The organism is Marivirga arenosa, from assembly GCF_030503875.2.
Classification (GTDB): domain Bacteria; phylum Bacteroidota; class Bacteroidia; order Cytophagales; family Cyclobacteriaceae; genus Marivirga; species Marivirga arenosa.
On record NZ_CP129968.2, the window covers coordinates 1,009,000 to 1,031,345 of the forward strand.

The 22,346-nt window shown below is 34.0% G+C and carries 16 protein-coding genes and 2 tRNA genes; 7 read left to right on the forward strand and 11 right to left on the reverse strand.

Going from position 1 to position 22,346, the window contains the following annotated elements; genetic code table 11:
- The first annotated feature begins 143 nt into the window (after positions 1-143).
- Together hemN and QYS47_RS04330 are read left to right on the forward strand one after the other, a co-directional pair.
- Complete coding sequence (gene hemN, locus QYS47_RS04325) at positions 144-1,496, forward strand: oxygen-independent coproporphyrinogen III oxidase (RefSeq protein WP_322347846.1); 1,353 nt, start codon at positions 144-146, stop codon at positions 1,494-1,496.
- A 281-nt stretch (positions 1,497-1,777) separates the two neighbouring features.
- Positions 1,778-2,161 carry a group III truncated hemoglobin gene (locus QYS47_RS04330; RefSeq protein WP_322347847.1) on the forward strand — a complete coding sequence of 128 codons (384 nt, stop codon included), beginning with the start codon at positions 1,778-1,780 and terminating at the stop codon, positions 2,159-2,161.
- A 265-nt stretch (positions 2,162-2,426) separates the two neighbouring features.
- Here the strand turns inward: QYS47_RS04330 and QYS47_RS04335 are convergent, their stop codons facing one another.
- Entirely contained in the window at positions 2,427-3,179 is a 753-nt protein-coding gene (locus QYS47_RS04335; protein WP_302127667.1) for a hypothetical protein, read from the reverse strand.
- A 274-nt stretch (positions 3,180-3,453) separates the two neighbouring features.
- Between QYS47_RS04335 and QYS47_RS04340 the strand changes: the two genes are divergently transcribed.
- Both QYS47_RS04340 and QYS47_RS04345 read left to right on the forward strand, forming a co-directional pair.
- Positions 3,454-4,338 carry an ABC transporter ATP-binding protein gene (locus tag QYS47_RS04340; protein ID WP_322347848.1) on the forward strand — a complete coding sequence of 295 codons (885 nt, stop codon included), beginning with the start codon at positions 3,454-3,456 and terminating at the stop codon, positions 4,336-4,338.
- 11 nt (positions 4,339-4,349) lie between these two features.
- Positions 4,350-7,937 carry an ABC transporter permease/M1 family aminopeptidase gene (locus tag QYS47_RS04345; protein WP_322347849.1) on the forward strand — a complete coding sequence of 1,196 codons (3,588 nt, stop codon included), beginning with the start codon at positions 4,350-4,352 and terminating at the stop codon, positions 7,935-7,937.
- Between the two features lie 76 nt (positions 7,938-8,013).
- Here the strand turns inward: QYS47_RS04345 and QYS47_RS04350 are convergent, their stop codons facing one another.
- The 8 genes from QYS47_RS04350 to QYS47_RS04385 form a co-directional block, all read right to left on the reverse strand.
- Positions 8,014-11,139: a WD40/YVTN/BNR-like repeat-containing protein gene (locus QYS47_RS04350; RefSeq protein ID WP_322347850.1), complete on the reverse strand. Its 3,126-nt coding sequence runs from the start codon at positions 11,137-11,139 to the stop codon at positions 8,014-8,016.
- A gap of 300 nt (positions 11,140-11,439) precedes the next feature.
- On the reverse strand, positions 11,440-11,979 hold the full coding sequence (locus QYS47_RS04355; protein WP_322347851.1) for a hypothetical protein: 540 nt from the start codon (positions 11,977-11,979) through the stop codon (positions 11,440-11,442).
- Positions 11,980-12,026: 47 nt separating this feature from the next.
- Positions 12,027-12,302 (reverse strand): hypothetical protein, encoded by a 276-nt coding sequence (locus QYS47_RS04360; protein ID WP_302127658.1) that lies wholly within the window; start codon positions 12,300-12,302, stop codon positions 12,027-12,029.
- Positions 12,303-12,437: 135 nt separating this feature from the next.
- The gene (locus QYS47_RS04365; RefSeq protein ID WP_322347852.1) at positions 12,438-12,989 is read right to left on the reverse strand and encodes a hypothetical protein; all 552 of its coding nucleotides are present in this window, start codon (positions 12,987-12,989) and stop codon (positions 12,438-12,440) included.
- Positions 12,990-13,077: 88 nt separating this feature from the next.
- Positions 13,078-13,635: a hypothetical protein gene (locus QYS47_RS04370; protein ID WP_322347853.1), complete on the reverse strand. Its 558-nt coding sequence runs from the start codon at positions 13,633-13,635 to the stop codon at positions 13,078-13,080.
- Positions 13,636-13,703: 68 nt separating this feature from the next.
- Complete coding sequence (locus QYS47_RS04375; protein ID WP_322347854.1) at positions 13,704-13,952, reverse strand: GIY-YIG nuclease family protein; 249 nt, start codon at positions 13,950-13,952, stop codon at positions 13,704-13,706.
- Between the two features lie 184 nt (positions 13,953-14,136).
- Positions 14,137-14,211 (reverse strand) — tRNA-Val (locus QYS47_RS04380).
- Positions 14,212-14,231: 20 nt separating this feature from the next.
- Positions 14,232-14,306 (reverse strand) — tRNA-Trp (locus QYS47_RS04385).
- Between the two features lie 215 nt (positions 14,307-14,521).
- On the opposite strand from QYS47_RS04385, the gene QYS47_RS04390 reads away from it, so the two are divergent.
- Both QYS47_RS04390 and QYS47_RS04395 read left to right on the forward strand, forming a co-directional pair.
- A complete protein-coding gene (locus tag QYS47_RS04390; protein WP_322347855.1) occupies positions 14,522-17,014 on the forward strand; it encodes an AsmA-like C-terminal region-containing protein in 2,493 nt (830 codons plus the stop codon).
- On the forward strand, positions 16,989-18,050 hold the full coding sequence (locus tag QYS47_RS04395; RefSeq protein WP_322347856.1) for a WD40/YVTN/BNR-like repeat-containing protein: 1,062 nt from the start codon (positions 16,989-16,991) through the stop codon (positions 18,048-18,050). Before QYS47_RS04390 ends, QYS47_RS04395 begins: the two co-directional genes overlap by 26 nt.
- On the opposite strand, the gene QYS47_RS04400 is transcribed toward QYS47_RS04395, so the two are convergent.
- Complete coding sequence (locus QYS47_RS04400) at positions 18,051-19,361, reverse strand: UDP-N-acetylmuramoyl-tripeptide--D-alanyl-D-alanine ligase (RefSeq protein WP_322347857.1); 1,311 nt, start codon at positions 19,359-19,361, stop codon at positions 18,051-18,053.
- An 89-nt stretch (positions 19,362-19,450) separates the two neighbouring features.
- On the opposite strand from QYS47_RS04400, the gene QYS47_RS04405 reads away from it, so the two are divergent.
- Positions 19,451-21,628, forward strand: coding sequence for a T9SS type A sorting domain-containing protein (locus QYS47_RS04405; protein WP_322347858.1), 2,178 nt, complete (start codon positions 19,451-19,453; stop codon positions 21,626-21,628).
- A 110-nt stretch (positions 21,629-21,738) separates the two neighbouring features.
- Here QYS47_RS04405 and QYS47_RS04410 read toward each other — a convergent pair whose 3' ends face one another.
- Complete coding sequence (locus QYS47_RS04410; RefSeq protein WP_302127643.1) at positions 21,739-22,302, reverse strand: OmpW family outer membrane protein; 564 nt, start codon at positions 22,300-22,302, stop codon at positions 21,739-21,741.
- Between the last annotated feature and the right edge of the window lie 44 nt (positions 22,303-22,346).

Consider the following 22,346-nt stretch of genomic DNA (forward strand, 5'->3'; position numbering starts at 1 on the left):
AGCCGCAAACTAACAGCAAATTGCTTTGATTTTGTTATAGCTAAAAAAAATAAGTGAGATGAAACTCATACTATGAGCTGATTTTAATCATGTTTTTCAAATGCTGGAGCTTTTAATTTTGGCACAGATTAAATTGAGAGTTTATGGAGAAACTTAGCGAAAAGTATAATAAAGCAATTCCAAGATATACCAGTTATCCAACAGTTCCGCATTGGGAATTAAAAGAACCTGAATCTAATAAATGGTTAGAAGAGGTGAAAGAAGTTTATTTCAGTCAATCGGATAAAAGTTTAAGTCTTTACATTCACTTGCCCTTCTGCGAGAGCCTTTGTACTTATTGTGGTTGCAATAAACGCATTACCAAAAATCATAGTGTCGAGGATGTATATATCGAATCTGTCTTAAAGGAATGGAATATTTATGTAAAGAATTTTGGAGAGAAGCCCGTGATAAGAAACATCCACTTGGGTGGTGGTACGCCCACTTTTTTCTCAGCTGTGAACCTTCAGAAATTAATTTTTACCATTAAAGATTCTGCCATTATTCACCCTGCCTTTGCTTTTAGCTTTGAAGGCCACCCGAATAATACGACTTACGAGCAATTAAAAGTATTATCAGAACTCGGTTTCGATAGAGTTTCTTATGGAGTGCAGGATTTCAATTTGAAAGTTCAGCAAGCGATTCATAGAATTCAACCTATTGAAAATGTGGAGAAAGTTACGAGCTGGTCAAGAGAACTAGGATATGGCTCTGTCAACTTTGATTTAATATATGGGCTTCCTTTTCAGACCCTTGAAAACATAAAAACCAATATTGAAAAGATTGAACAGTTTAAACCTGAAAGAATTGCTTTATACAGCTATGCACATGTGCCATGGAAAAGTAAAGGGCAAAGAGGTTATAAAGATGAAGATCTCCCAACACCTTCAGAGAAATTAAAAATGTACCAATTAGCCAAGGAAGAATTAAATGCTCTGGGCTATAAAAGTATTGGCATGGATCATTTTGCCTTAGCAGATGATGAACTCTATTTGGCAAAAGAAGAAGGATATCTTAATCGTAATTTTATGGGCTACACTACCGGTCAGAATCAACTCATGATTGGTTTGGGATGCAGTGCTATAAGTTCCACCGGTACTGCTTTTGTACAAAATGAGAAAACAGTAGAGAAATATCAAGACTCTATTTTAAATCAAGAATTACCACTGATAATAGGTCATTATTTATCACATGAAGAAATGGTGGTTAGCAAGGTGATTAATCAAATCATTTGTAATGGGGTTGCTGAATTTATGACTTCTGAATTTACCATAAAACTATGGGAAGATGCGTATGAGGAATTGCTAGAAATGCATGCTGATGAATTGATTGAAATGGGTATTTATAGCTTTAAGGTTACAAAAAAAGGAATGCTCTTTGTTCGAAATATATGCTCTTTATTTGACCCTAAATTGAAAAACAGCATTAATCAGCGGCAATTTAGTCAGAGTATTTGAAAAATCTGATGAATTCAGGCTTAACATTCCTGCGCAGGCAGGAATGACGGTTTTTAAAAGTATTGTTTGCTACAGAAACTATCAAGTTTAATAATTTTCAGTTGTTAGAATGGTGATGTAATTTTTTAATACGCTATAACATCTAGGCCTCATGCCTCCGATGGCAGGGATCTAAGATTAAAGTCCTGAAAGAATTAGCTGCTAGAAACATATAATTCTATATTTGAAATAGCTCTAAGTGCAAAATTGTATTTGATCTTACAAAGTATTTAAAGAAAAATATGTCAAAAAAAGATATTAGCAATAAAGAAGATGTGCAACTACTGGTAGATAGCTTTTATGCTAAAGTATTAAAGGATGATATCATTGCTTATATTTTCACTGATGTTGCAAAATTGAATGTACCGGAACATATGCCTATAATGTATAATTTTTGGGCCACTATTTTGTTAAGTAAAGGAACATATGTGGGGAATCCCATGGATAAGCATTTTGCATTAAATGAAAAGGAAGCACTCAAAAAAGAACATTTCGATAGGTGGTTGAAGTTATGGTTTGATACAGTAGATGAGCTTTTTACAGGTTCGAAAGCAGAGGAAGCCAAAACCAGAGCGTCTACTATTGGTCGATTGATGTTGTTTAAAATGGAAGAAGCAAATCATTAAACATTATAGATGATTTATCAGTTTTATAAACATGGAAAAGCTGATATTCCCTTTAAGTTTAGTGAGTTTTATAGGTTTTTTTTATGTCATTGCTATAAGCTTAAATTTTCCTTATCCGTTAATTTCGCTATTGTTCGGATTACTCCCATTTTTTATAATTTGGATGGTGATAAGGGTTTTGAAAGATGGAGAGCACAGTGGGAAAACATTCGAAGATGATTTCTACGAATTTAAATAAGCATGAAAAAATGTTATTACCTACATTCTACTTACTGGTCTTAATATACTCCTTATACTTTTCTTTAATTTTCTCAGCGACTTCATAAGCTGAGGATGTATTGAGGAATTCTATACTCAATTTCATGTAGTTGATAAAATCGGTTAAATCATCTCCCTTTAAGTCAGTTAAGGAAGCCACTAATTCACGGTTAAATTTTTTATTTCTGATATAGGAATCATCTAAATCTGCCTGTATATCCCAGTACTTCACTTTTTCTCGAAATTTGGGATTTATTTTGGAGGCAGCAAATCGGAGAGGGTTTCGAATGGCATAGCCTGCAGTGTTAATTTCTTTAGAGTTATATATGACTGGGATTTTAGGAATAGGCTTACCAGGAGTTACCCCATAGGGAACGAATTTCCCATTATCTTGCATAGGCATATTTATTAGTTTTTTACGAAAGTCAGCTTCTGTTTTAGGGAGATTACTAACCACCACTTCATCAAGTTGAATTACATTGGGATCTAATAATATTGATACACGCTTTTTAGTGTAAATGATGAATTGTTTCTTTTTGTAATTAATAGAGCTAATAATGAGGGTGTCTCCCACATTAGCCTCTAAATAGAAATTTCCTAATTCTGAAGAAATTGCAAGTTTTCGAGAGCTGATATTCAAGATGTGTGCTCCTTCTATACTTAATCCGTCTTTTGAGGATTGAATAATGCCTTCAATTTTTTGACCAAAAGAAGAATAGGTGCTAAGTGAGATCAAAAAAATAAATAAAAAGAGCTTCATTAATGTCTGAGTATTTTCAATACCCCTGACTAACTAATAGATCAAAAATATATTATGTAATTTATTTACTATTTGATTATAATTTCATGTTTAAATAAAGAGGTGTAACCATTATAAATGCATTTTAGCTTTTTCTCCGATTATCATTTAGATGATCCGTTTAAATTTTACACGGATGGTTAATGTAAGTTTCATAATAAATATTAATTTTCGTGTTACAATTGAGTGCATTTGTGCATCTAAAAAATGAAAACTAAAATTTAATCTTTAAATCATGAGTAAACTTACTATCAGCCAGCTTTCAAAAACCTATCCCAATGGTGTGAAAGCATTAGATAACATCAATATTGAAATTCACAATGGCATGTTTGGTTTATTAGGGCCAAATGGTGCTGGCAAATCATCCTTAATGAGAACGCTAGCTACGCTACAGGAAGCGGATACTGGTTCTGCTTTATTAGACGATATAGATATCTTAAACCAACCCGATGAATTGCGAAAAGTATTAGGCTATTTGCCTCAAGAGTTTGGCGTTTATCCTAGAATTACCGCTGAGCAGCTATTAGACCATATGGCTATTTTGAAGGGAATCACCAATAAGTCCGAACGTAAAGAGATGGTAAAATATCTGCTAGACAAGGTGAACCTTTACGATAAAAGAAAAAAAGCAATAAAAGGCTTCTCTGGCGGTATGAAACAAAGAGTAGGAATTGCGCAGGCATTAATTGGAAGTCCTAAATTAATTATAGTGGATGAGCCAACTGCCGGTTTAGATCCTAGTGAAAGAAACCGTTTTTACAATTTGCTAGCTGACGTTGGTGAAAAAGTGGTAGTGATTTTATCTACTCATATTGTGGATGATGTAAGAGAATTATGTACCAATATGGCCATTATGAATCTAGGTGAAATTGTTTATAAGGGAGCTCCTCAGACTGCTATTGAAGAATTATCAGGTAAGGTGTATCAAAAAATTGTTAGTCGTGAAGACTTAGATCAATACGCTAAAGAATATTCTATCATTTCCAATAAGATGGTAGGAGGGAAGCCATTAATTCATGTGTTCAGCGATGCAAATCCTGGTGATGGCTTCGAGCAAGTACAACCAAATCTGGAAGATGTATTCTTCTCGAAAATTAATACCTCTAATGTTTTAGTATAAATTGATCGGATATGTTTAAACACTTCTTTACAACAGAATTAAAATATACATTTAAGCAACCGATGATTTATATTTTCACCGGGCTTATTGGCTTATTAGTCTTTTTTGCAGTAGTGAGCGACAATGTAATAATTGGCGGTGCGGTAGGAAATGTATATAGAAATGCGCCTCATATTATAGCCGTCTATACCGGAGTGATGACCATTTTTGGGCTTATCATAGCAACTGCTTTTTTTAATAATGCAGCACTAAGAGATCATCAGAATCAATTCAATGAAATCTTGTTCAGTACGCCAATCAAAAAATCTGGCTACTTCTTTGGGAGGTTCTTTGGGGCACTAATTTTGGCTACGATCCCAATGTTGGGTGTATTTATAGGGATGTTAATTGGTTCAGCATTAGCTCCAGTCTTTGGCTGGATAGAAGCAGATCGTTTTGGTGCTTTTTACCTTTCTTCCTTTATCAATAATTACTTTTTTATAATCCTGCCTAATATGTTTTTTGCAGGGGCTATCATTTACGCTTTTGCTAATATTTGGAAGAATACTGTGATCTCTTTCGTAGGTGCACTTGCAGTAATTGTGGCCTTCTTTATTTCAGGGACTTTAATGTCTGATATTGAGAATGAGTCTATAGCTGCCATTCTGGATATTTTTGGTATTAGGACCTATTCTTTCATGTCGAAGTATTATACGCCTGTTGAGAAAAATACCTTAGGGCTACAAATCACTCCTATTTTAATTTATAATCGATTATTATGGGGCGGATTGGGACTTATCATTCTTTTAACTTCTTATTTTACATTTAGCTTTAAAGCAAAAAGTAAAAAAGTTAAAGCTGAGAAAAAGCAGGAAGATTCTAAAAGGACACCTTTTGTATTGCCTAAGGTTAGCATCAATTTTTCTTCCGCTACATCATGGAAACAGTTTAAAAGCTTTTTCTACATTAATTTCCTTAGTATCATAAAAAGTACAACTTTCAAAATCCTAATCATATTCAGCTTATTAATGCTGATATCTAATTTATCAGGAGGGTTTGAATATTTCGGGCTTCAGTCGTATCCGGTTACTTATAAAATGCTTGATATAATTTCGAGCGTTTCAGGTCTCTTTACGATTATTATTGTGGTCTTTTTTAGCGGTGAATTAATCTGGAGAGATAAAGACAACCATATTAATGAGGTGATTGATGCTACACCTCATCAGTCCTTTGTTTCTTTAATTGCAAAAGTGAGCAGTTTAGTGATGATCACGATTGTGCTGTATGTATTTTTCGTAATAAGCGCAGTGATTTATCAGTTGGGTACAGGTTATACCAGAATAGAGCTTGGCCTATACTTCAGTGACTTTTTCGTGAGCTATCTGGGCTATTATATTATCTATAGCATGGTCATGGTACTCATTCATGCCCTAGTAAGTAATAAGTACATTGGATATTTTATTTCCATCATTCTAATATTCGCTTTGGATATTATTTTACTGATAGCGGATATTCAATCCAATATGGTTGCCTTGGGTGAAACCCCTCGAATTATCTATTCTGATATGAATTCCTTTGGACCAGCCTTAATCAGTAGCTTGTGGTTTAATTTCTACTGGATCAGTTTTGCATTGATCTGTTTATTCTTAGCCACCCTCATGTGGAAAAGAGGAACTCAAGCTAATATTAAAGAGAAGTTAAGCTTAATCCGTAAAGGAATGCCGAATTCTTTCAAAATCAGCTTTTTTATAATATTAGCAGCTTGGTTTACCTTATCTGGATTTGTGTTTTACAACACACAGGTTTTAAATGAATATACTACCTCCGATGAGAGAGAATTGCAGGCGGTGGAATATGAAAAGACCTACAAGAAATATGAAGATATAGCATTACCTAAAATTGCTGCTATTGATTACTTCATTGATATTTTTCCATATCAAAGGGATGTAAAAGTGAAAGCGGAAGTAACTATGATTAATGCTAATAAAGTTGCCATTGATTCCCTTCATTTTGATTGTAATTCAAGTTGGGAAACAGAAATTAAAATCCCAGGAGCTGAATTAGTTTTTGAAGATGAGGATTTTGATTATCGTATTTATAAGCTGGCAAAACCTTTTCAACCAGGTGATACGCTTGAAGCAGTGATCAACACATCTTATATCACCAAAGGATTTGAAAATGAAGTCTCTAATTCCTCAATAGTTGAGAATGGCACATTCTTAAATAATTTTCAGGTATTACCATCCTTAGGCTATAATGAAGGGGCTGAAATAAGTGATAATAATACTCGGAAAAAATACGATTTGCCTAAAAAGGAGCGTATGCCTGAGTTGGAAGAGGATTGTGGGCCTGCTTGTGATAAGAATTATTTGACCGGTGGCTTATCTGATTTTATAAATGTTGAAACGGTGATCTCTACCGCTTCTGACCAAATCGCAATTGCACCTGGTTCATTAATTAAAGAGTGGGAAGAGGAAGGAAGAAAATACTTTCATTATAAAGTAGACCATCCTTCTATGAACTTTTATTCTTTTATATCAGCTCGATTTGAAGTAGCAAGAGAGAAATGGAATGGGATTGATGTTGAAATCTATTATGATGCTAAGCATGATGTAAATATTCCTAAAATGACTGCTGCAGTTAAGAAGTCATTGAAATACTATACTGAGAATTTTGGCCCTTATTACCATAAACAGTGTAGGATTATTGAGTTTCCGAGATACTCTACTTTTGCTCAAGCATTTCCAGGAACTATGCCATATTCTGAATCTTTCGGTTTTATTGTAAATCTGGAAGATGAAGATGAGAATAATGTGATTGATGCGGTGGTGGCGCATGAAATTGCGCATCAATATTGGGCACATCAGGTGATAGGTGCTGAAATGCAAGGAAGTACCATGTTTAGTGAAGGCTTTTCAGAATATTCCTCTTTGATGACGATGAAGAATGAATCGAATGATCCGATGAAAATGCGCGAATTTCTTAAATATGATCATAATCGATACTTAAGAGGTAGAAGTGGAGAATTGGAAAAAGAAATGCCTTTATATAAAGTAGAAAATCAAGGCTATATTCATTATGGTAAAGGGAGTGTGATTTTATATGCTTTGCAGGATTATATAGGCGAGGAAAATGTCAACAAAGCAATGCGAGGATTTTTGGAAGAATACCGCTATAAAGGTCCTCCATATCCTACTTCTTTAGATTTCTTAGAATATTTAGAACCTGAGGTTCCTGATTCATTGAAATATTTAATCGATGACTGGTTTAAAGAGATCACTTTATATGACAACCGAATGACTGAAGCCTCTTATAAAAAGTTAGAGGAGGGGATTTATGAGGTAAACCTCACGGTAGAAAGCAAGAAGATCAAAGCAGATAGTTTGGGTAATGAAACTGAAGTTCCAATCAATGATTGGATTGATATCGGAATGTTTGCCGATGATGATGAGTCTGATTTATTATTCCAAAGACGAGTGAAAATCGATCAAGAGAAGATGGATTTCACTTTTGTGGTGGATACTATTCCTGCAAAAGCTGGGATTGATCCTAGACACTTACTAATTGATAGAGTATTCAAGGATAATATCAAAAGTGTAAGTGAGGAATTGACGGATTAAGTTTAATTGTTGAATCCATAAAAAAGCCAGTTTGAGTATCTCAAACTGGCCTTTTTCTATTTTTGGGACTTATGCTTTAATCAAGTTTCACTGCTTTTACTTGATTTGCCTCTACTAAATCGTTGAAAGCGGCAACATCTTCATTCAATATTTTATTGAGGGCATCAAGTTGCTCATCAATTCTAGCTGTGATTTCTTTTTTAAATTCAATAGCAGAATCAGTGGGTCTATTATCGCCCATACCCATTAAACTGTTTAAATGCCCTAATTTATTATTTAATCTTATAGGGTAGTTTAAAGGATCTTGTCTACTTCTGTTTTTAGTCTGGTAAAGTGTTTCTTCAATGTCTTTCATGTTTTTAAGAATACTTTTACCCATGCTTTTTACAGTATCTGCATCTGCTTTTTTGATTACATCTTCAATTTGAACTCTCGCTCTTCGGATATCTTTAATTGCTAAATTCGTTTCAGATAATTTCGCGATTACATCCTGTTGAAAATCAAATTGTGCTTTTAAATCATCATATGAAGCAGAAGATCTTGGGTCTTTTTTAATAGTGGCGACCTGAGTACCTTGACCTTTACCGTTTACAACTAAGCTTACTTCATAGTCACCCGGTAAGGCTGTTGGTCCGCTTAAAGATGACCACCAAAGAATCATACCGTCAAAGCTCTCTGCACCCGGATACTGCATGTTCCAAATATGTTGGTTACTACCCGGTTTTACTTCTAACTTTTTCTCATTCTTCTTTTTATCGGGATGAGTACTGAATACTTGGATGGTATCACCGCCCATTTCATTGTAAATCAATTTTACAGTATCAGCAGCAGCTGTATCTTTTGCATAAAAGTAAGTGATTACACCAGATGGCATATTAGTACCTGCTGTTTTACTTTCCCTTGATCTACCTCCAATTCTATAAGTGATTTTTGGATTGAAAATATGGTAATCCATATTCATTTTATCCATGATTGCTTTTGCTGCACCCAACTGATGTAATACTGTTAAATCATCAATCAACCAAAATCCTCTACCCTGAGTAGCGGCAATTAAATGATTGTCCTTAATGGTTAAATCGGTAATAGGAACGATTGGGAGGTTCAACTGAAAATCCTGCCAGCTAGCACCATCATCAAAAGAAATGTACATTTTGGTTTCAGTTCCTGCATATAAAATACCTGGACTTTTCGGGTCGGCTCTTAAAACTCTTGTGAAGTGATCATTAGCTATTCCATTTACAATTTTAGTCCATGTTTTACCGTAATCCTTTGTCTTATATAAATAAGGACGGTAATCACCGTTTTTATAAGAGGTAGCGGCTATATAAGCGCCCCCCTTAGTAAATGGACTTGCCTCAATGCTATTGATCATAATCCATTTCGGCATATCAGGTGGGGTTACATTTTCCCAGTTTTCGCCTCCATCTTTACTCACATGAACTAAACCATCATCAGAACCTGTCCATAACAAACCTTCTTCATAAGGAGATTCAATGGCTGCGAAAATAGTACAGTAATACTCCACGCTTGTGTTATCTTTTGTAATCGGACCACCGGAAGGACCTAATTTACTAGGATCATTTCTTGTTAAATCAGGGCTTATGGTTTCCCATGTTTGACCCTCATTGGTAGTTACATGTAAATGATTTGAAGCCGTATAAAGTTTATTTGGATCATGAGGAGAAGTGAAAATAGGGAAATTCCACTGGAACCTGTATTTCATTTCTTCTGCTCCGTGTCCCATAGGGTTGTCTGGCCATACGTTTATCGCTCTTATTTCTTCAGAGCTATGATTGTAACGAGTTAAAAAGCCATCATAGCTACCACCATAAACTACTTCATTATTTTCCTCATCAATCGCTAAGTGCGCACTTTCACCCCCTGCGGTTGATTCCCAATCTTGTTCGCCAACAACAGATCCTGTGGTTCTATGTGCAATTCTTACCGTAGAGTTATCTTGCTGTGCACCATATATCCTGAATGGAAAATGATCATCTGTTGTAACGCGGTAAAATTGTGCAGTATTCTGGTTCATATAAGTACTCCAGTTTTCTCCGCCATCAAAACTTACTTGAGCACCACCATCATCAGCCATGATCATGCGCTGATTATCGTTAGGGTCAATCCACATATCATGGTGGTCTCCGTGTGGAGCTCTAAAAGCTTCAAAAGATTTTCCTCCATCTTTTGATTTGTGATAATCCACATTTACAACATATACCATATCCTCATCCTGAGTATCAGCGTAAATTCTGGTATAATACCAAGCTCTTTGTCTTAATGCTCTATCGTCATTTGTTTTCTTCCATGTTTTTCCTGCATCATCAGATCTGAAAACACCACCATTATCATTCTCAATGATAGCCCAAACCCGATTTGAATTTTGCGGGGAAACGGTTATTCCTGAAATACCCCAAGTGCCTTTCGGTAAACCTTCATTTTCTGAAAGTTTTGTCCAGTTTTCTCCGCTATCCGTTGATTTCCAAATGTCAGAGCCAGGCCCGCCACTTGAAAAACTATAAGGCGTTCTTCTCACATTCCAGGTAGAAGCATACATAATTCTTGGGTTATTAGGATCTAAGATCAGGTCCACTGCGCCAGCTCTGCTATTCGCAAATAATTTTCTGTCCCAAGTTTTACCTCCATCAGTAGATTTATAAACACCTCTTTCAGGAGAATCTTTAAAAATATCACCCATTACGGCTGCATAGACTATATCTGGGTTTTGAGGATGAATTCTGATTCTACTGATGTGGCGACTATTGTCAAGTCCCATGTGTTCCCAGTTTTTACCAGCATCTACTGATTTGTAAACTCCATAGCCGTATGACATATTTCCTCGTAGAGTCTTTTCACCACCGCCAACATAAATAACATTAGGATCACTTTCCGCAACCGCTACGGCTCCAATAGAGCCTCCAAAATGGCCATCAGAAATACTTTCCCAAGTATTTCCACCATCTTTGGTGCGCCATACACCTCCACCAGTGGATCCCATGTAATATAGGTTAGGTTGACCAGTAACTCCGGTTACCGCAGCAGACCTACCGCCTCTGTAGGGTCCAATACCTCTCCATTGGAGAGCGTCATAAAGTTTCTCGTCATATTGAGTGGTAGAAGCACTTTTGCGATTTCGCTGAGCTTCTACTGTTTGTATTTGGAATAGGAAGATTATTCCAACTAAAAAGTATAGTTTCTTCATATTTAAAATGGATTTTTCTTCAATCTATTTTAAATACTTTAGAGTTGCCACTAAATTTTTATAAGTGGTGTGTGGAATTAATGATAAATTTTAATCATCATATTGGGTAGAAATTAAAAAAGGGTTACAAACTTAAGTCTGTAACCCCTTTTTATAATTGTGGGATTAGTAGGATTCGAAACTATGACCCTCTGCTTATAAGGATTTAGTAAGGATCTGTATATGAGAGTGTTATAAAATTACGCAATTAATTAGTTTCTCTTTATTTCATAATTAACGCTTTTACGCTAGTTATGTGATTCAATCAGATGCCGTTGCAATTTCATATTCACCAGTTGCTTCATCTGAATCAACCGTTTCTTTAAACCTATTAATTATTTCAACTCTTATAGTTCCATAACCATTATCTATTTGTGCGGATATATAATAAAAGTCATCTTCAAATGGTTCATCATATTCAATTGTGTAAGGCAAGTCAACAGTACTTTGACCTGTACCGCCAGAGCTTGTTTCCCAGGTTAAACTAGCACGTTCAGCTCCATTAGATCCTATTATATTATATTGGAGGTAAAAGTCATAGATTGCAAAAATGAATTCACCATCATTACTATATTCAAAATAAACAAACTTCTCTTCATCAGATGGTAATTCAAATTTATAATTATCGGTGATGCTGCCATATTCTTTTAATGGCATACTTTCGCCTGGTTCAACTAATATTTCCTCACGATTGCTTTTCTCAATGACCAATATAGTTTCTGAAGTCCTATTGTAAATACTGATAGGTTCTGGCCCAGAGTTGTCTGTGTTATTAAGATCACTACAAGAATAAAACCACATAGTCACTGAACATAGAAATAATATTTTTTTAGGCAGCTTCTTCATCTTTAACTTTTATCATTAAAATAAGTAATGCATTTATTAAGAATAGCTTCAAATCTATTTAATGTAGACATGAAACTGGTATTTTCTTTAGGTACTGGAAGTAATTTTTCCAAATCTTTGCTTAGAGTAAGTAGATATTCCTCTGAATTAATTGTATAGTGCGTAGCTTTGATTAGAAGTGTCAATTCATTTGCAGAATAATTGGATTGAAATGGCACTCCAATATTATCCAGCTTGGCATTGATACTGTTTAACGTACTTATTTTCTGATCATCCATTGTCTTCTCTTCTTAGTTATGATTTTCTTATTTGTACTTTATACTTGTTAGTATTTTCTGAAATCTTCCCCATCTCATACCCAGAATAAAAGCAAGCTGCTCCAAAAATCAAGGTAAATCTACTGGTTCTTTTAGTCATTGGTTTTGGTTTAAATTATTTATTGAATCTTCTTTTACAGTTTTATTAAAAATGAGAAATAAAGAATCAATGATATCTTGAGAGTCATCAGAATTCTTATTAGTTACATATTTATGCTCTATCTTCTGGATTTGATTTTCTAGGTCAATAATTTTAGATGTAGTCTTTGCATTATTACTGATAACATTGATTACTGAAATTGCACTTATTATAATAGCTAAAATTGATACCCATAAATTATTTTGAGTTGACTTCAATTCCATTATAAACTTATATCCATCATGAGATATACGATATAATGCAACGTCATAAGTGTTAAAGGGAGGCTCACTGTTTATTATCTGAGACTGCTCTCGTACCACAAGTCCATCATCGACCAACCATTCAAGACAATTTAAAAAGTATGCGTAATTTTTTAATTTTAATTTCTTAAGAAGTAGGTCAGCTTGGAATCTATCACCAGAGTTATAGTACAAGTATTTCAGAACTCTGATAAAGTAGTTTTTCTTCCTTAAGAATGGGAACCGAATAAACTGTGGTACTTTCATAACTCCAACTTTTTTTCTACGCGCTGAAAGCTTTTATCTCAATAATGTCTTCTAGTATGTAATTGATTCTTTTAATATTATAATTCACCTACTTACCAATTGATTCTTTATGAAAGCCTTTATTAGACGAATTATTTACTACAGAGTCATGGAGTCTCAACAAAAGAGAATCAATGATGGCTTTTGGATCACTCAGATCTGCATTAAGCTTTTGCTCCATCTGATTTATTCTACCTTCTAGATCAGAATAGGAATCATCGGTTAAATCTGAAGTGATCACATAAATTACTGATAAAGCACTAATTACAATGGCTATTATTGGTAAACGATTTGAAAGAATAATATTCTTGTTTTTTTCCTTTCCTATTTTATCCCGTTCATTAAGCCAATTTTGATAACCTTGACTTATGACTTGATACCCAAAGTCAGTAAGTTCAAAATAGTAAGCAGGTTCTCCATGTGATCGAATAATATTTTGGTCTTTTAATATAGTTAGAATATGCAAACTATCTTGATAAGCCTCGTCATAGAAATCATATCCATTATTTTCAATAGCGGATGATATTTGGTCAGAGTTACACTTTCCGCTATTCTTATGAAGGATTTCTAAAATTATTTCAATAATTTTCTTTTGCTTATCATTCATGATTTTCAGGTTTTGGTTTTAACTCTATGAATAAATATAAAGGATTAAGATGTATTAAACCAACAGGGCTATTTATTTTTGATTAGAGATTCAATTCTTTTTCTACTTTTCCAGCTTTTGATCTGTCTTTCTCTGGCATAGGCGAGTTCTTTTGAAGAAAAAACTTCAGTGTAAACTATTTTCCAATCCTTAGCTTTTCCAGTATATCCTTTATGATTTGAGTTGTGTTTTCTTAATCTTTCTAAAAGCTTATCACAGGTATAGCCAGTATAATATTTATCTAAAGTGGGGGAGTATACGATATAGAAGTGACACATGAATTGGTTGAAATTAAAATTCTAACCAAAATAAGTAAAAATTTAGTTATTAGGCATTCGAACTTCCGACCCTCCCGACTAACTAGTCGGGATGCTCAAAACTAAACTAATAGAGCTATAATGCTAGATTTTTTAATCATAAAAAAAGGCTTACAAATATTATTTGTAAGCCTTTCGTAGAATGTGGGATTAGTAGGATTCGAACCTACGACCCCCTGCTTGTAAGGCAGGTGCTCTAAACCAACTGAGCTATAATCCCATTAATTATTTTGTATCAATTGATTAGTAGGTTTGAACCTACGACCCTCCCGACTGTTTGGTCGGGATGCTCTAAACCAACTGAACTATAACCCCATTATTTTTTCCTTTTTTACAACCGTTTGTTGTTGTTTGGGAATGCAAATGTAGTACTGCTTTTTATATTTACAAATTGATTTTATAAAATAATTCAAAAAAAAAATCAAGCTATATTTTATTGATTTGAAAATCAGGTCATTACGGTTATAAAAATTTTATTTGGATTTATATCTCTTATTCGCAAATTTCGTTCTTAAATTAAAAATACCATATTGAAGTACCTGAGGAAGTTTATTTTATATTTTACTCTATTTTTTATTCTGCTTTTTGCGAGTGGTTCGGCTTATCTGTACTACCATCAGGATGATTTAATTGATCAAATTCTAACAGAAATTAATAAATCGGTTCAAACGCCTGTGCAGGTTAGTAAGATTGATATTAACTGGTGGACTGATTTCCCCAATATATCGTTAAGATTTCAGGATGTTTTTATTCAAGAATCTTTACCCAATAGTAAGAAACCGCTTGCCCAGTTAGAGGAATTAGCGCTTTCATTTAATGCTTTAAATTTTATAAAGGAAGATTACTCCTTTGAAAAAATTATTCTTAAAAAAGGAAAGCTGAATATTCGACTGACAAAATCAGGTAAACGGAATTATGATATTTTAAAAAATGACACCAATTCATCAAAGAATAATGGGGTTAATTTCAATTTAAAGAATATTGATATTCAATCTGTTGATGTGGTTTATGCTGATGATGGCCTGGATCAAAATTACCATATTTATGCTGAGGCTTTAATGGCGAGTTTGAATAAGGTTGAAAATAACTTTAAAATTAAAGCTAATGGAAAGTTAAAAACTAGAGCCATCCAACTGGGCGATCTTCGCTATTTTGAAAACAAAAATTTGAAAATAAATGCAGACCTAAATTATATACAAGGAAATGAAATTGTAGAAATAGGGCCTTCTCAATTGTTTTTGTCTAATAATGAATTTCAGCTTGCTGGCGATTACAAAATTAATACAAGCGAAATGAACTTGCTGGTAAAAGGAATAGAGTCTGATTTTTCAACCATCATATCTTTACTGCCCGAGAAATACAGGAATTATATTTCAGAATATGAAAGTAAAGGGAATGCAGAGTTTGAAGGTAGTATTAAAGGAAAACTCACTGCCAATCAATCTCCCAAAGTAAACTTTAATTTTAACGTTAATCAGGCTTCTTTATACCATGCTGATTATGATACTCGATTTGAAGATTTAAGTTTCCATGGAAATTTTAATAACGGAAAATATCATAATTTGAGAAGTTCTCAATTAGTGTTAAAAGATATTTCAGGAACGCTTAAAGGCAAATCCTTTACTGCCGATTTAGGAGTTAAAGATTTTGAGAACTATTTGATTAATCTATCCACAGAAGGACAAATATCTACCCCTGACTTGATCAGCTTTTTCCCAAACCGTGAAAAGTATTCAGAACTAGAAGGAGCTATAGATTTTAATATAAGCTTAGCCGGTTATTTGGATGATTTTAAACAAGCATCTACCGCTTCAAGAATAAATAATTCAGGAGAAATTATATTACATAATCTATCAGGTGTTTATCAAGATTATCCTTTGCCTATAAAAAATGTGAATGGAAGATTGATGTTTAATAAGAATGATATTGCCATTAATCATTTACAAGGTGATATAGGAGAATCGGATATTGAATTGAGTGGTTTTTTCTTAAATATATTTCCATATTTCCTGAAAGAAAATCAAGCCTTATTAATTGAGGCTGAAACGATCAGTCAAAATATTAACCTGAATGAGCTTTTATCAGGCTTGTCGAACGAAGAGAATACAATAGAAAAGCAGGAGGAATCATTCAAATTTGCTTTGAGTCCTAAGTTGCAATTGGACTTCACTTCTCATATTGAACATTTAGAATTTAAGCGCTTTAAAGCCAGAAATATTTCTGGAGAAATAGAGCTTTCCGATCAAATATTGAAGGCATCTGATCTAGAATTAGGAAGCTGTGGAGGTGAAATGACATTAATCGCAACAGTGAATGCCAAAAAAGAGAATGAAATTTTAGTCAATACATCTGCTGATTTTAATGGCTTAAATGTGGATAGCATTTTCTACACCTTTGAGAACTTTCGCCAGGATTTCCTTACCGACCAGCACCTTAAAGGTAAAATCGATGCCAAAGTTAAAGCATTCATCATGTTGGATCAGAAGCTTAATTTTCAATCAGATGTATTCAAAGCTACTATTGATGCTAAAATTGAGAATGGTGAGCTTAATAATTTCGAGCCTATGCTGAGCTTGTCTGATTATGTAAGAGAAGATGAATTGACCAATTTGAGTTTTGGGGAGATGAGGAATACAATTGAGATCAAGAATGAAGTAATTTACTTGCCCGAGATGTCTATTCAGTCAAATGTTTCTAACATATTGATTCAGGGAACGCACACATTCGATCAGGAAATTAATTATAGATTATTAGTACCTTTAAAAAACTATAAAAGAAAAGATAAAGACGAAGCTTTTGGTGCTATTGAAGAAGAAAAGGATTATTCAAGCCTATATTTAAAAATTGAAGGTACAACGGATGACTTTGAAGTAAGCTGGGATAAAAAGCGATCTTTGAAATCTATAGCAGATAGGATAAAAGAAGAAGGTAAAACCCTCAAGAAAATAATTAAAGGAGAAAAGCTTCCTGAAGATGAAAATGAAGAACTTGAACTTAATGAAGATGAATATTTCGATTGGTGATTTTTTTAAAAGTATAGTTAGTCTATTTTTCTTATCAGTCATTATTGTAGGCTGCAGCCCAAAGTCGATTCAACCTAAACTAGAAGTGCTTAATACCAATATGAATTCTTTAATCATAGGATTAGAGAAGTTTAATGATTCTACTGCTTGGGCCAGTGGAACTGCTGCCACTATATTAAAAACGACTGACGCTGGTGAAAACTGGACGTCATTTAATTATGCTAAAATTGATAGTTTACAGTTTCGAGATATTCAACCGATAAGTGATAAGGAAGCGATAGTATTAAGTGCTGGAGAAGGAGAGTTAAGTAAAATATTTTATTTTCATGAGCAATCAGGCTGGAATCAGGTTTTTCAAATGCAAAATGAAGAGGGCTTTATTGATGCCGTTCAGTTCTGGGGAAATGGTCAAGGATTAGTCTATGGAGATGCAATCGATTCATTAGCCTATATTTTAAAAACCACCAATTTTGGAAGAAGCTGGGAAAGAATTCCTACTGCTCCAATGGCAAATGAAGGAGAAGGTGGCTTTGCCTCAAGTGGAAGCAATATTTTAATAGAAGAAGGAGGAGAAGCATGGATTGCTACCGGAGCAAACGGCAGTGCCAGAGTTTTTTATACGCAAGATTATGGAAGAAGCTGGGAAGTAAAAAGTACTCCCATGATTATAGGTGAATTTGCAGGATTGACAGCCATAAAGAAAACTTCAGGAAAATTATGGATCACAGGTGGTGATTTAGCAATTGCTGATCAAGTGTTAGATAATGTATTCTTTTCGGAAGATAATGGCGAAAACTGGACAGCACTACCTGAACATAATATAAAAGGATCTTTTTATGGATTAGCAGTCACCAATTATCTGGAAAATGATTTTGTGATTGCTTGTGGTCCAAATGGTGCTGAAATATGGCTAGGAGAACAACAAAAATGGCAGGTCCTTTCAGAGGAAGATATTTGGACCGCTAAATTTATTGATGCTCGTACAGCTCTTATGGCTGGTAGAGATGGAAAGATGTTTAAAGTCGTTTTAGAGTAATTATTTGAGTTCAAATTTTGTTAAGAAAGGCACTATATCTTCTAACGCATTTTTTCTAGAGCCTTTTATTAAAATTGTACTTCCTTTTTTCAAGGGTTTTTCTTTAAGGTATTCAATTAAATCATCTTTTGATTTAAAGTATTTTCCAAAATTGTCCATTTTTGAAGCGGACTGAATATGAGTGCCACAATAATAACGTTTACTGATTCCTAAATCCACTGTCAATTCACCCAATTTTTCATGTTCTAATTCTGTAGTGTCACCTAATTCAAGCATATCTCCTAAAATCACTACTGTTTCAGTATTTTCAATAGCTCCTAAGCTTTTGATAGCCAATTCCATTGAATCAGGATTCGCATTATAGGCATCTAAAATAATGGTGTAATAATCAGTCTTGATCATTTGAGAGCGCATATTCTCAGGTAAATATTCCTGAGTAGCCTTAACTCCATCTTCAAGGGGTACTTCGAAATATTGTCCAATGCATAATGCAGCAGCTACATTTAAGTAGTTAAACTGACCAACCAGATTCGTTTCAATATTTTTGAATTCGTTTACAGAATACTTGAGGAAAGTCCCACCCTTTTCAACTTTCACCTCTAAATCATCTCCTTCATTTGGGAAGCTTAACGCGTTGGAAAAGCGTTTTTGCATATTTTTCAGAACTTTATCCTGAGTATTAATAAAAGGGACTCCATCATGCTTTTTCAAATAATCAAACAATTCACTTTTACCAATAATGATATTTTCAAATCCTCCAAACTCTCCAATATGAGCTCTTCCGATGTTTGTAATTAAACCATGTGTAGGTTGTGCCATTTTACAATAGGAAGCAATTTCACCAATGTGATTAGCCCCCATCTCAATAATAGCAATCTCATATTCATCATTAATGGATAATAAGCTGAGTGGAACTCCAATGTGATTATTAAGATTACCCTCTGTGGCAAAAACCTTATATTTTTTAGCTAATACATGATGTATAATTTCTTTGCTAGTTGTTTTTCCATTAGAACCGGTAATTCCTAAAACTGGAATATCTAAGCTTTCTCGATGGACTGTGGCAACTAGCTGAAGCGTTTTCAAAACATCATCAACCAGTATATACTTTCCATTATCTTTATAAAAATCTTTTTCATCTACAATGGCAATAGAAGCGCCATCATTCAAAGCTTGTTCTGCAAATTTATTACCGTTGAAATTCGGACCTTTAAGAGCAAAGAACATATTACCTTCCTGAATTTTACGGGTATCGGTACAAACTCCTGTACTCTTTAAAAATAATTCGTAAAGCCTTTCTATTTGTGTCATCCTTAAAATGATTTATACAAATCTAAAAAATTAAAAAAGCTTCTTAACGTTTATAGCAAGAAAAATATATTCCTCTTTATTTTTGTGAAATGCGAGTCTTACTCTTTATAACGTTTATTTTTTATTCATTTTTGACCGAAGCCCAGTATCGGTTTATTCCCTATCAGGATGTTCCACTTTCTAACTCTAGTGAAATGGAATTCCCTTGGGCAGGTGGTTTAAATGGAGTACAATGGGGGAAGATTGATTTAAATAATGATGGGTTCCTCGACTTAGCAGGATTTGACCGAAGTTCAGGAAGGATTTTGTGCTTTCTAAATATTGATGGTGAATATGAATATGCTCCAGAGTATGAAATGTTTTTTCCTTCCGAAATTCAAAATTTCTTTATATTGAAAGACTATAATCAAGATGGAAAAATGGATGTTTTTACGGCTGGAAATTTAGGAATTACAGCCTATGAAAATATTTCAACTGGAGGATTACCACAATGGAGTAAAACGCTTGATTTTATTCGATATACTAGTTTATCGGGCAATGATGTTAATTTACAGGTTAATTTCAATGATTATCCATTCATTGGTGATTTAGATGATGACGGAGATCTTGATATACTAAATTTTAATTTTTCAGGTATAGAAAGTAGAATTCTATTCTATCAAAATAATTCTATTGAAACTAACGGGACTGCTAGCTTAAATTCATTTGAGTTAGTCGATAATTATTGGGGAACGGTTGAAGATTGTGATTGTGGTGTATTTGCATTTAATGGTCAAGATTGCCAGGATATTTTAGGTCGAGTACTAAATAATAAAGCAAGACATGCAGGAGGTAAGAGTATATCGGTTTTTGATTTTGATAAAGATGGTGTTTTAGAATTAGTAACCAGCCACGAGGAATGCAATGAGCTTTATTATTTTAATAATTCAGCTTTATCCAATCTGGATCCAAATTTTGAAGGCTTTACCAGCTCATATCCATCATCAAATAATCCCGCTCAATTTAATTTTTATCCCAATACTATGGTGATGGATTTAACTGGAGATGCCTCAGAGGATCTTATTATATCTCCAAATATTGAGGGGAACATTGGTAGTCCAGTAAATTTTTCGAGTTCTAACTGGTTATATCAAAATGTAGGCAATGGCTATGAATTAGTAAGTAAAAAGTTTTTGCAAGAGGACATGATTGATTGGGGAGCTCAAGCAAGTCCTGCTTTTTTGGATTATGATGAAGACAGGGATTTGGATTTATTCATTGCCTATACAGATATTAATTCTAATGAAGTTTTAGAGAGTGCAATTGCTTTTTACGAAAATGTTGGAGATACTCAAAACCCGAGCTTTGAATTACAAGATTCCGACTTTTTAAATATTTCTCAAGAAGGTTTTGCCAATATGTTTATTCAGTGGCAGGATGTTGATGTAGATGGACAAAAAGACTTAATCATCCAAGCGACCTCTGGGAACAGCAATCAATTACGTATTCTATTTCAAGAGAATAATGAATTTGATATTAATTCATCTGTTATAATTGATAATGTATTCATAGGTTTTGGATACTCCATCCATCTGGCAGATGTAATAGGTGACAGTCATCCTGATTTATTAGTAGGGAAATCTTCTGGTGGGTTAATTTTATACGAAAATATTGGTCAGGGGAGAAACCCTTCTTTTCAGCAGCGTTCACAAAATTATTTAAATATTGGAGATGATTTCTTTAGATCTTCCCTTCGTGTTAATGTAATGGATATTGATAATGATAATCAACAAGATTTAATTACTTCAGATTTCAGTGGTAATATTAGGGTGTTTCCGAATTTGCAAAATAATACGGGGCAATTTGATACGCTTTATTCCTATAATGAATTAATTCAAAATTTTGACCAGATATTTTTCGGCAAAAGGAATAATCCCGTTTTTGCTCCCATCTTTAACGATGATTACCCAACTCTGATATTAGGCACTGTTTCAGGAGGTCTACGAGTTTTTAGGAATAATGCAGAATATGAGGTAGAAAGTGGTGAGGAATTAGTATTTCAGATCTATCCCAATCCAAATGAAAATAACCTTCTATTTATTAAAGCTAATCAAGATATTTCGATTTCTATCGCTACGCTAAATGGACAAACAATCTTGTCGAATCTGGAATATTCTGCTTTTGGAAGAGAGGCTATTGATGTTTCACAGCTACAATCTGGACTCTACATTGTAAGTGCTTTATTTGCAAATGGTAAAAATATCACCAGAAAATTGGTGATTCCTTAATTCAGTTTTTTAATTTCAACTATTAAGGGGATGTGGTGATTCAGTTTAATTGTATAAAAAAAAGCAAGCACTAATCTGCTTGCCTTTGAAATATAATTTTTATCAGGTGCTTATTTTTTACCACCAAATATAAATGCTCCTAATCTTATACCTAAGTAACTGTTGGCAACATCAAATGTAGCTGCATTTCCATTAACATCAACTCCTTCAACAGAAGAGCTTGGAATGAAGTTGTAATCAATATTGATATTGAAGTGTCCCCAGTCAAAACCAATTCTAGGATAGAATCCAATTTTAGTTTCTGCGCCAGCACCAGCACCTGTAGAGCTAACGGATACTGAAGCAAGGCTAAAGGCACCAACACCAGCACCTACATATGGTCTAAAACCTTCAGAAGTTAAATAGTACTTACCGTTTAAAGTATAAGAGGCAGTTCCAGAAATACTAGCTTCCTCATTACCTACAACTCTTGCCATAGCAGCAGATTCCCATCTTAAACCTACAGCAATATCATCATTAATTCTATAAGCTGGTTCAACATCAAAAAGGATACCACCACCACCTTCAGGTACAGTATAGCCTAATCCTAAATATAATTGAAAAGACTTGTAATCCTGAGCATTTACTATGCTAACTGAAACAGCCATGATGGCTACTAATAATAGTTTTTTCATAAAAATTAAAAATTTAGTTTATATAGGCTGCAAATCTATAAGTG

Excerpts from the sequence above, each read along its gene's own strand:
- hemN (WP_322347846.1), top strand. The coding sequence starts at position 144 with ATGGAGAAACTTAGCGAAAAGTATAATAAAGCAATTCCAAGATATACC.
- QYS47_RS04330 (WP_322347847.1), top strand. The coding sequence starts at position 1,778 with ATGTCAAAAAAAGATATTAGCAATAAAGAAGATGTGCAACTACTGGTA.
- QYS47_RS04335 (WP_302127667.1), bottom strand. The coding sequence starts at position 3,179 with ATGAAGCTCTTTTTATTTATTTTTTTGATCTCACTTAGCACCTATTCT.
- QYS47_RS04340 (WP_322347848.1), top strand. The coding sequence starts at position 3,454 with ATGAGTAAACTTACTATCAGCCAGCTTTCAAAAACCTATCCCAATGGT.
- QYS47_RS04345 (WP_322347849.1), top strand. The coding sequence starts at position 4,350 with ATGTTTAAACACTTCTTTACAACAGAATTAAAATATACATTTAAGCAA.
- QYS47_RS04350 (WP_322347850.1), bottom strand. The coding sequence starts at position 11,139 with ATGAAGAAACTATACTTTTTAGTTGGAATAATCTTCCTATTCCAAATA.
- QYS47_RS04355 (WP_322347851.1), bottom strand. The coding sequence starts at position 11,979 with ATGTGGTTTTATTCTTGTAGTGATCTTAATAACACAGACAACTCTGGG.
- QYS47_RS04360 (WP_302127658.1), bottom strand. The coding sequence starts at position 12,302 with ATGGATGATCAGAAAATAAGTACGTTAAACAGTATCAATGCCAAGCTG.
- QYS47_RS04365 (WP_322347852.1), bottom strand. The coding sequence starts at position 12,989 with ATGAAAGTACCACAGTTTATTCGGTTCCCATTCTTAAGGAAGAAAAAC.
- QYS47_RS04370 (WP_322347853.1), bottom strand. The coding sequence starts at position 13,635 with ATGAATGATAAGCAAAAGAAAATTATTGAAATAATTTTAGAAATCCTT.
- QYS47_RS04375 (WP_322347854.1), bottom strand. The coding sequence starts at position 13,952 with ATGTGTCACTTCTATATCGTATACTCCCCCACTTTAGATAAATATTAT.
- QYS47_RS04395 (WP_322347856.1), top strand. The coding sequence starts at position 16,989 with ATGAAGATGAATATTTCGATTGGTGATTTTTTTAAAAGTATAGTTAGT.
- QYS47_RS04400 (WP_322347857.1), bottom strand. The coding sequence starts at position 19,361 with ATGACACAAATAGAAAGGCTTTACGAATTATTTTTAAAGAGTACAGGA.
- QYS47_RS04405 (WP_322347858.1), top strand. The coding sequence starts at position 19,451 with ATGCGAGTCTTACTCTTTATAACGTTTATTTTTTATTCATTTTTGACC.
- QYS47_RS04410 (WP_302127643.1), bottom strand. The coding sequence starts at position 22,302 with ATGAAAAAACTATTATTAGTAGCCATCATGGCTGTTTCAGTTAGCATA.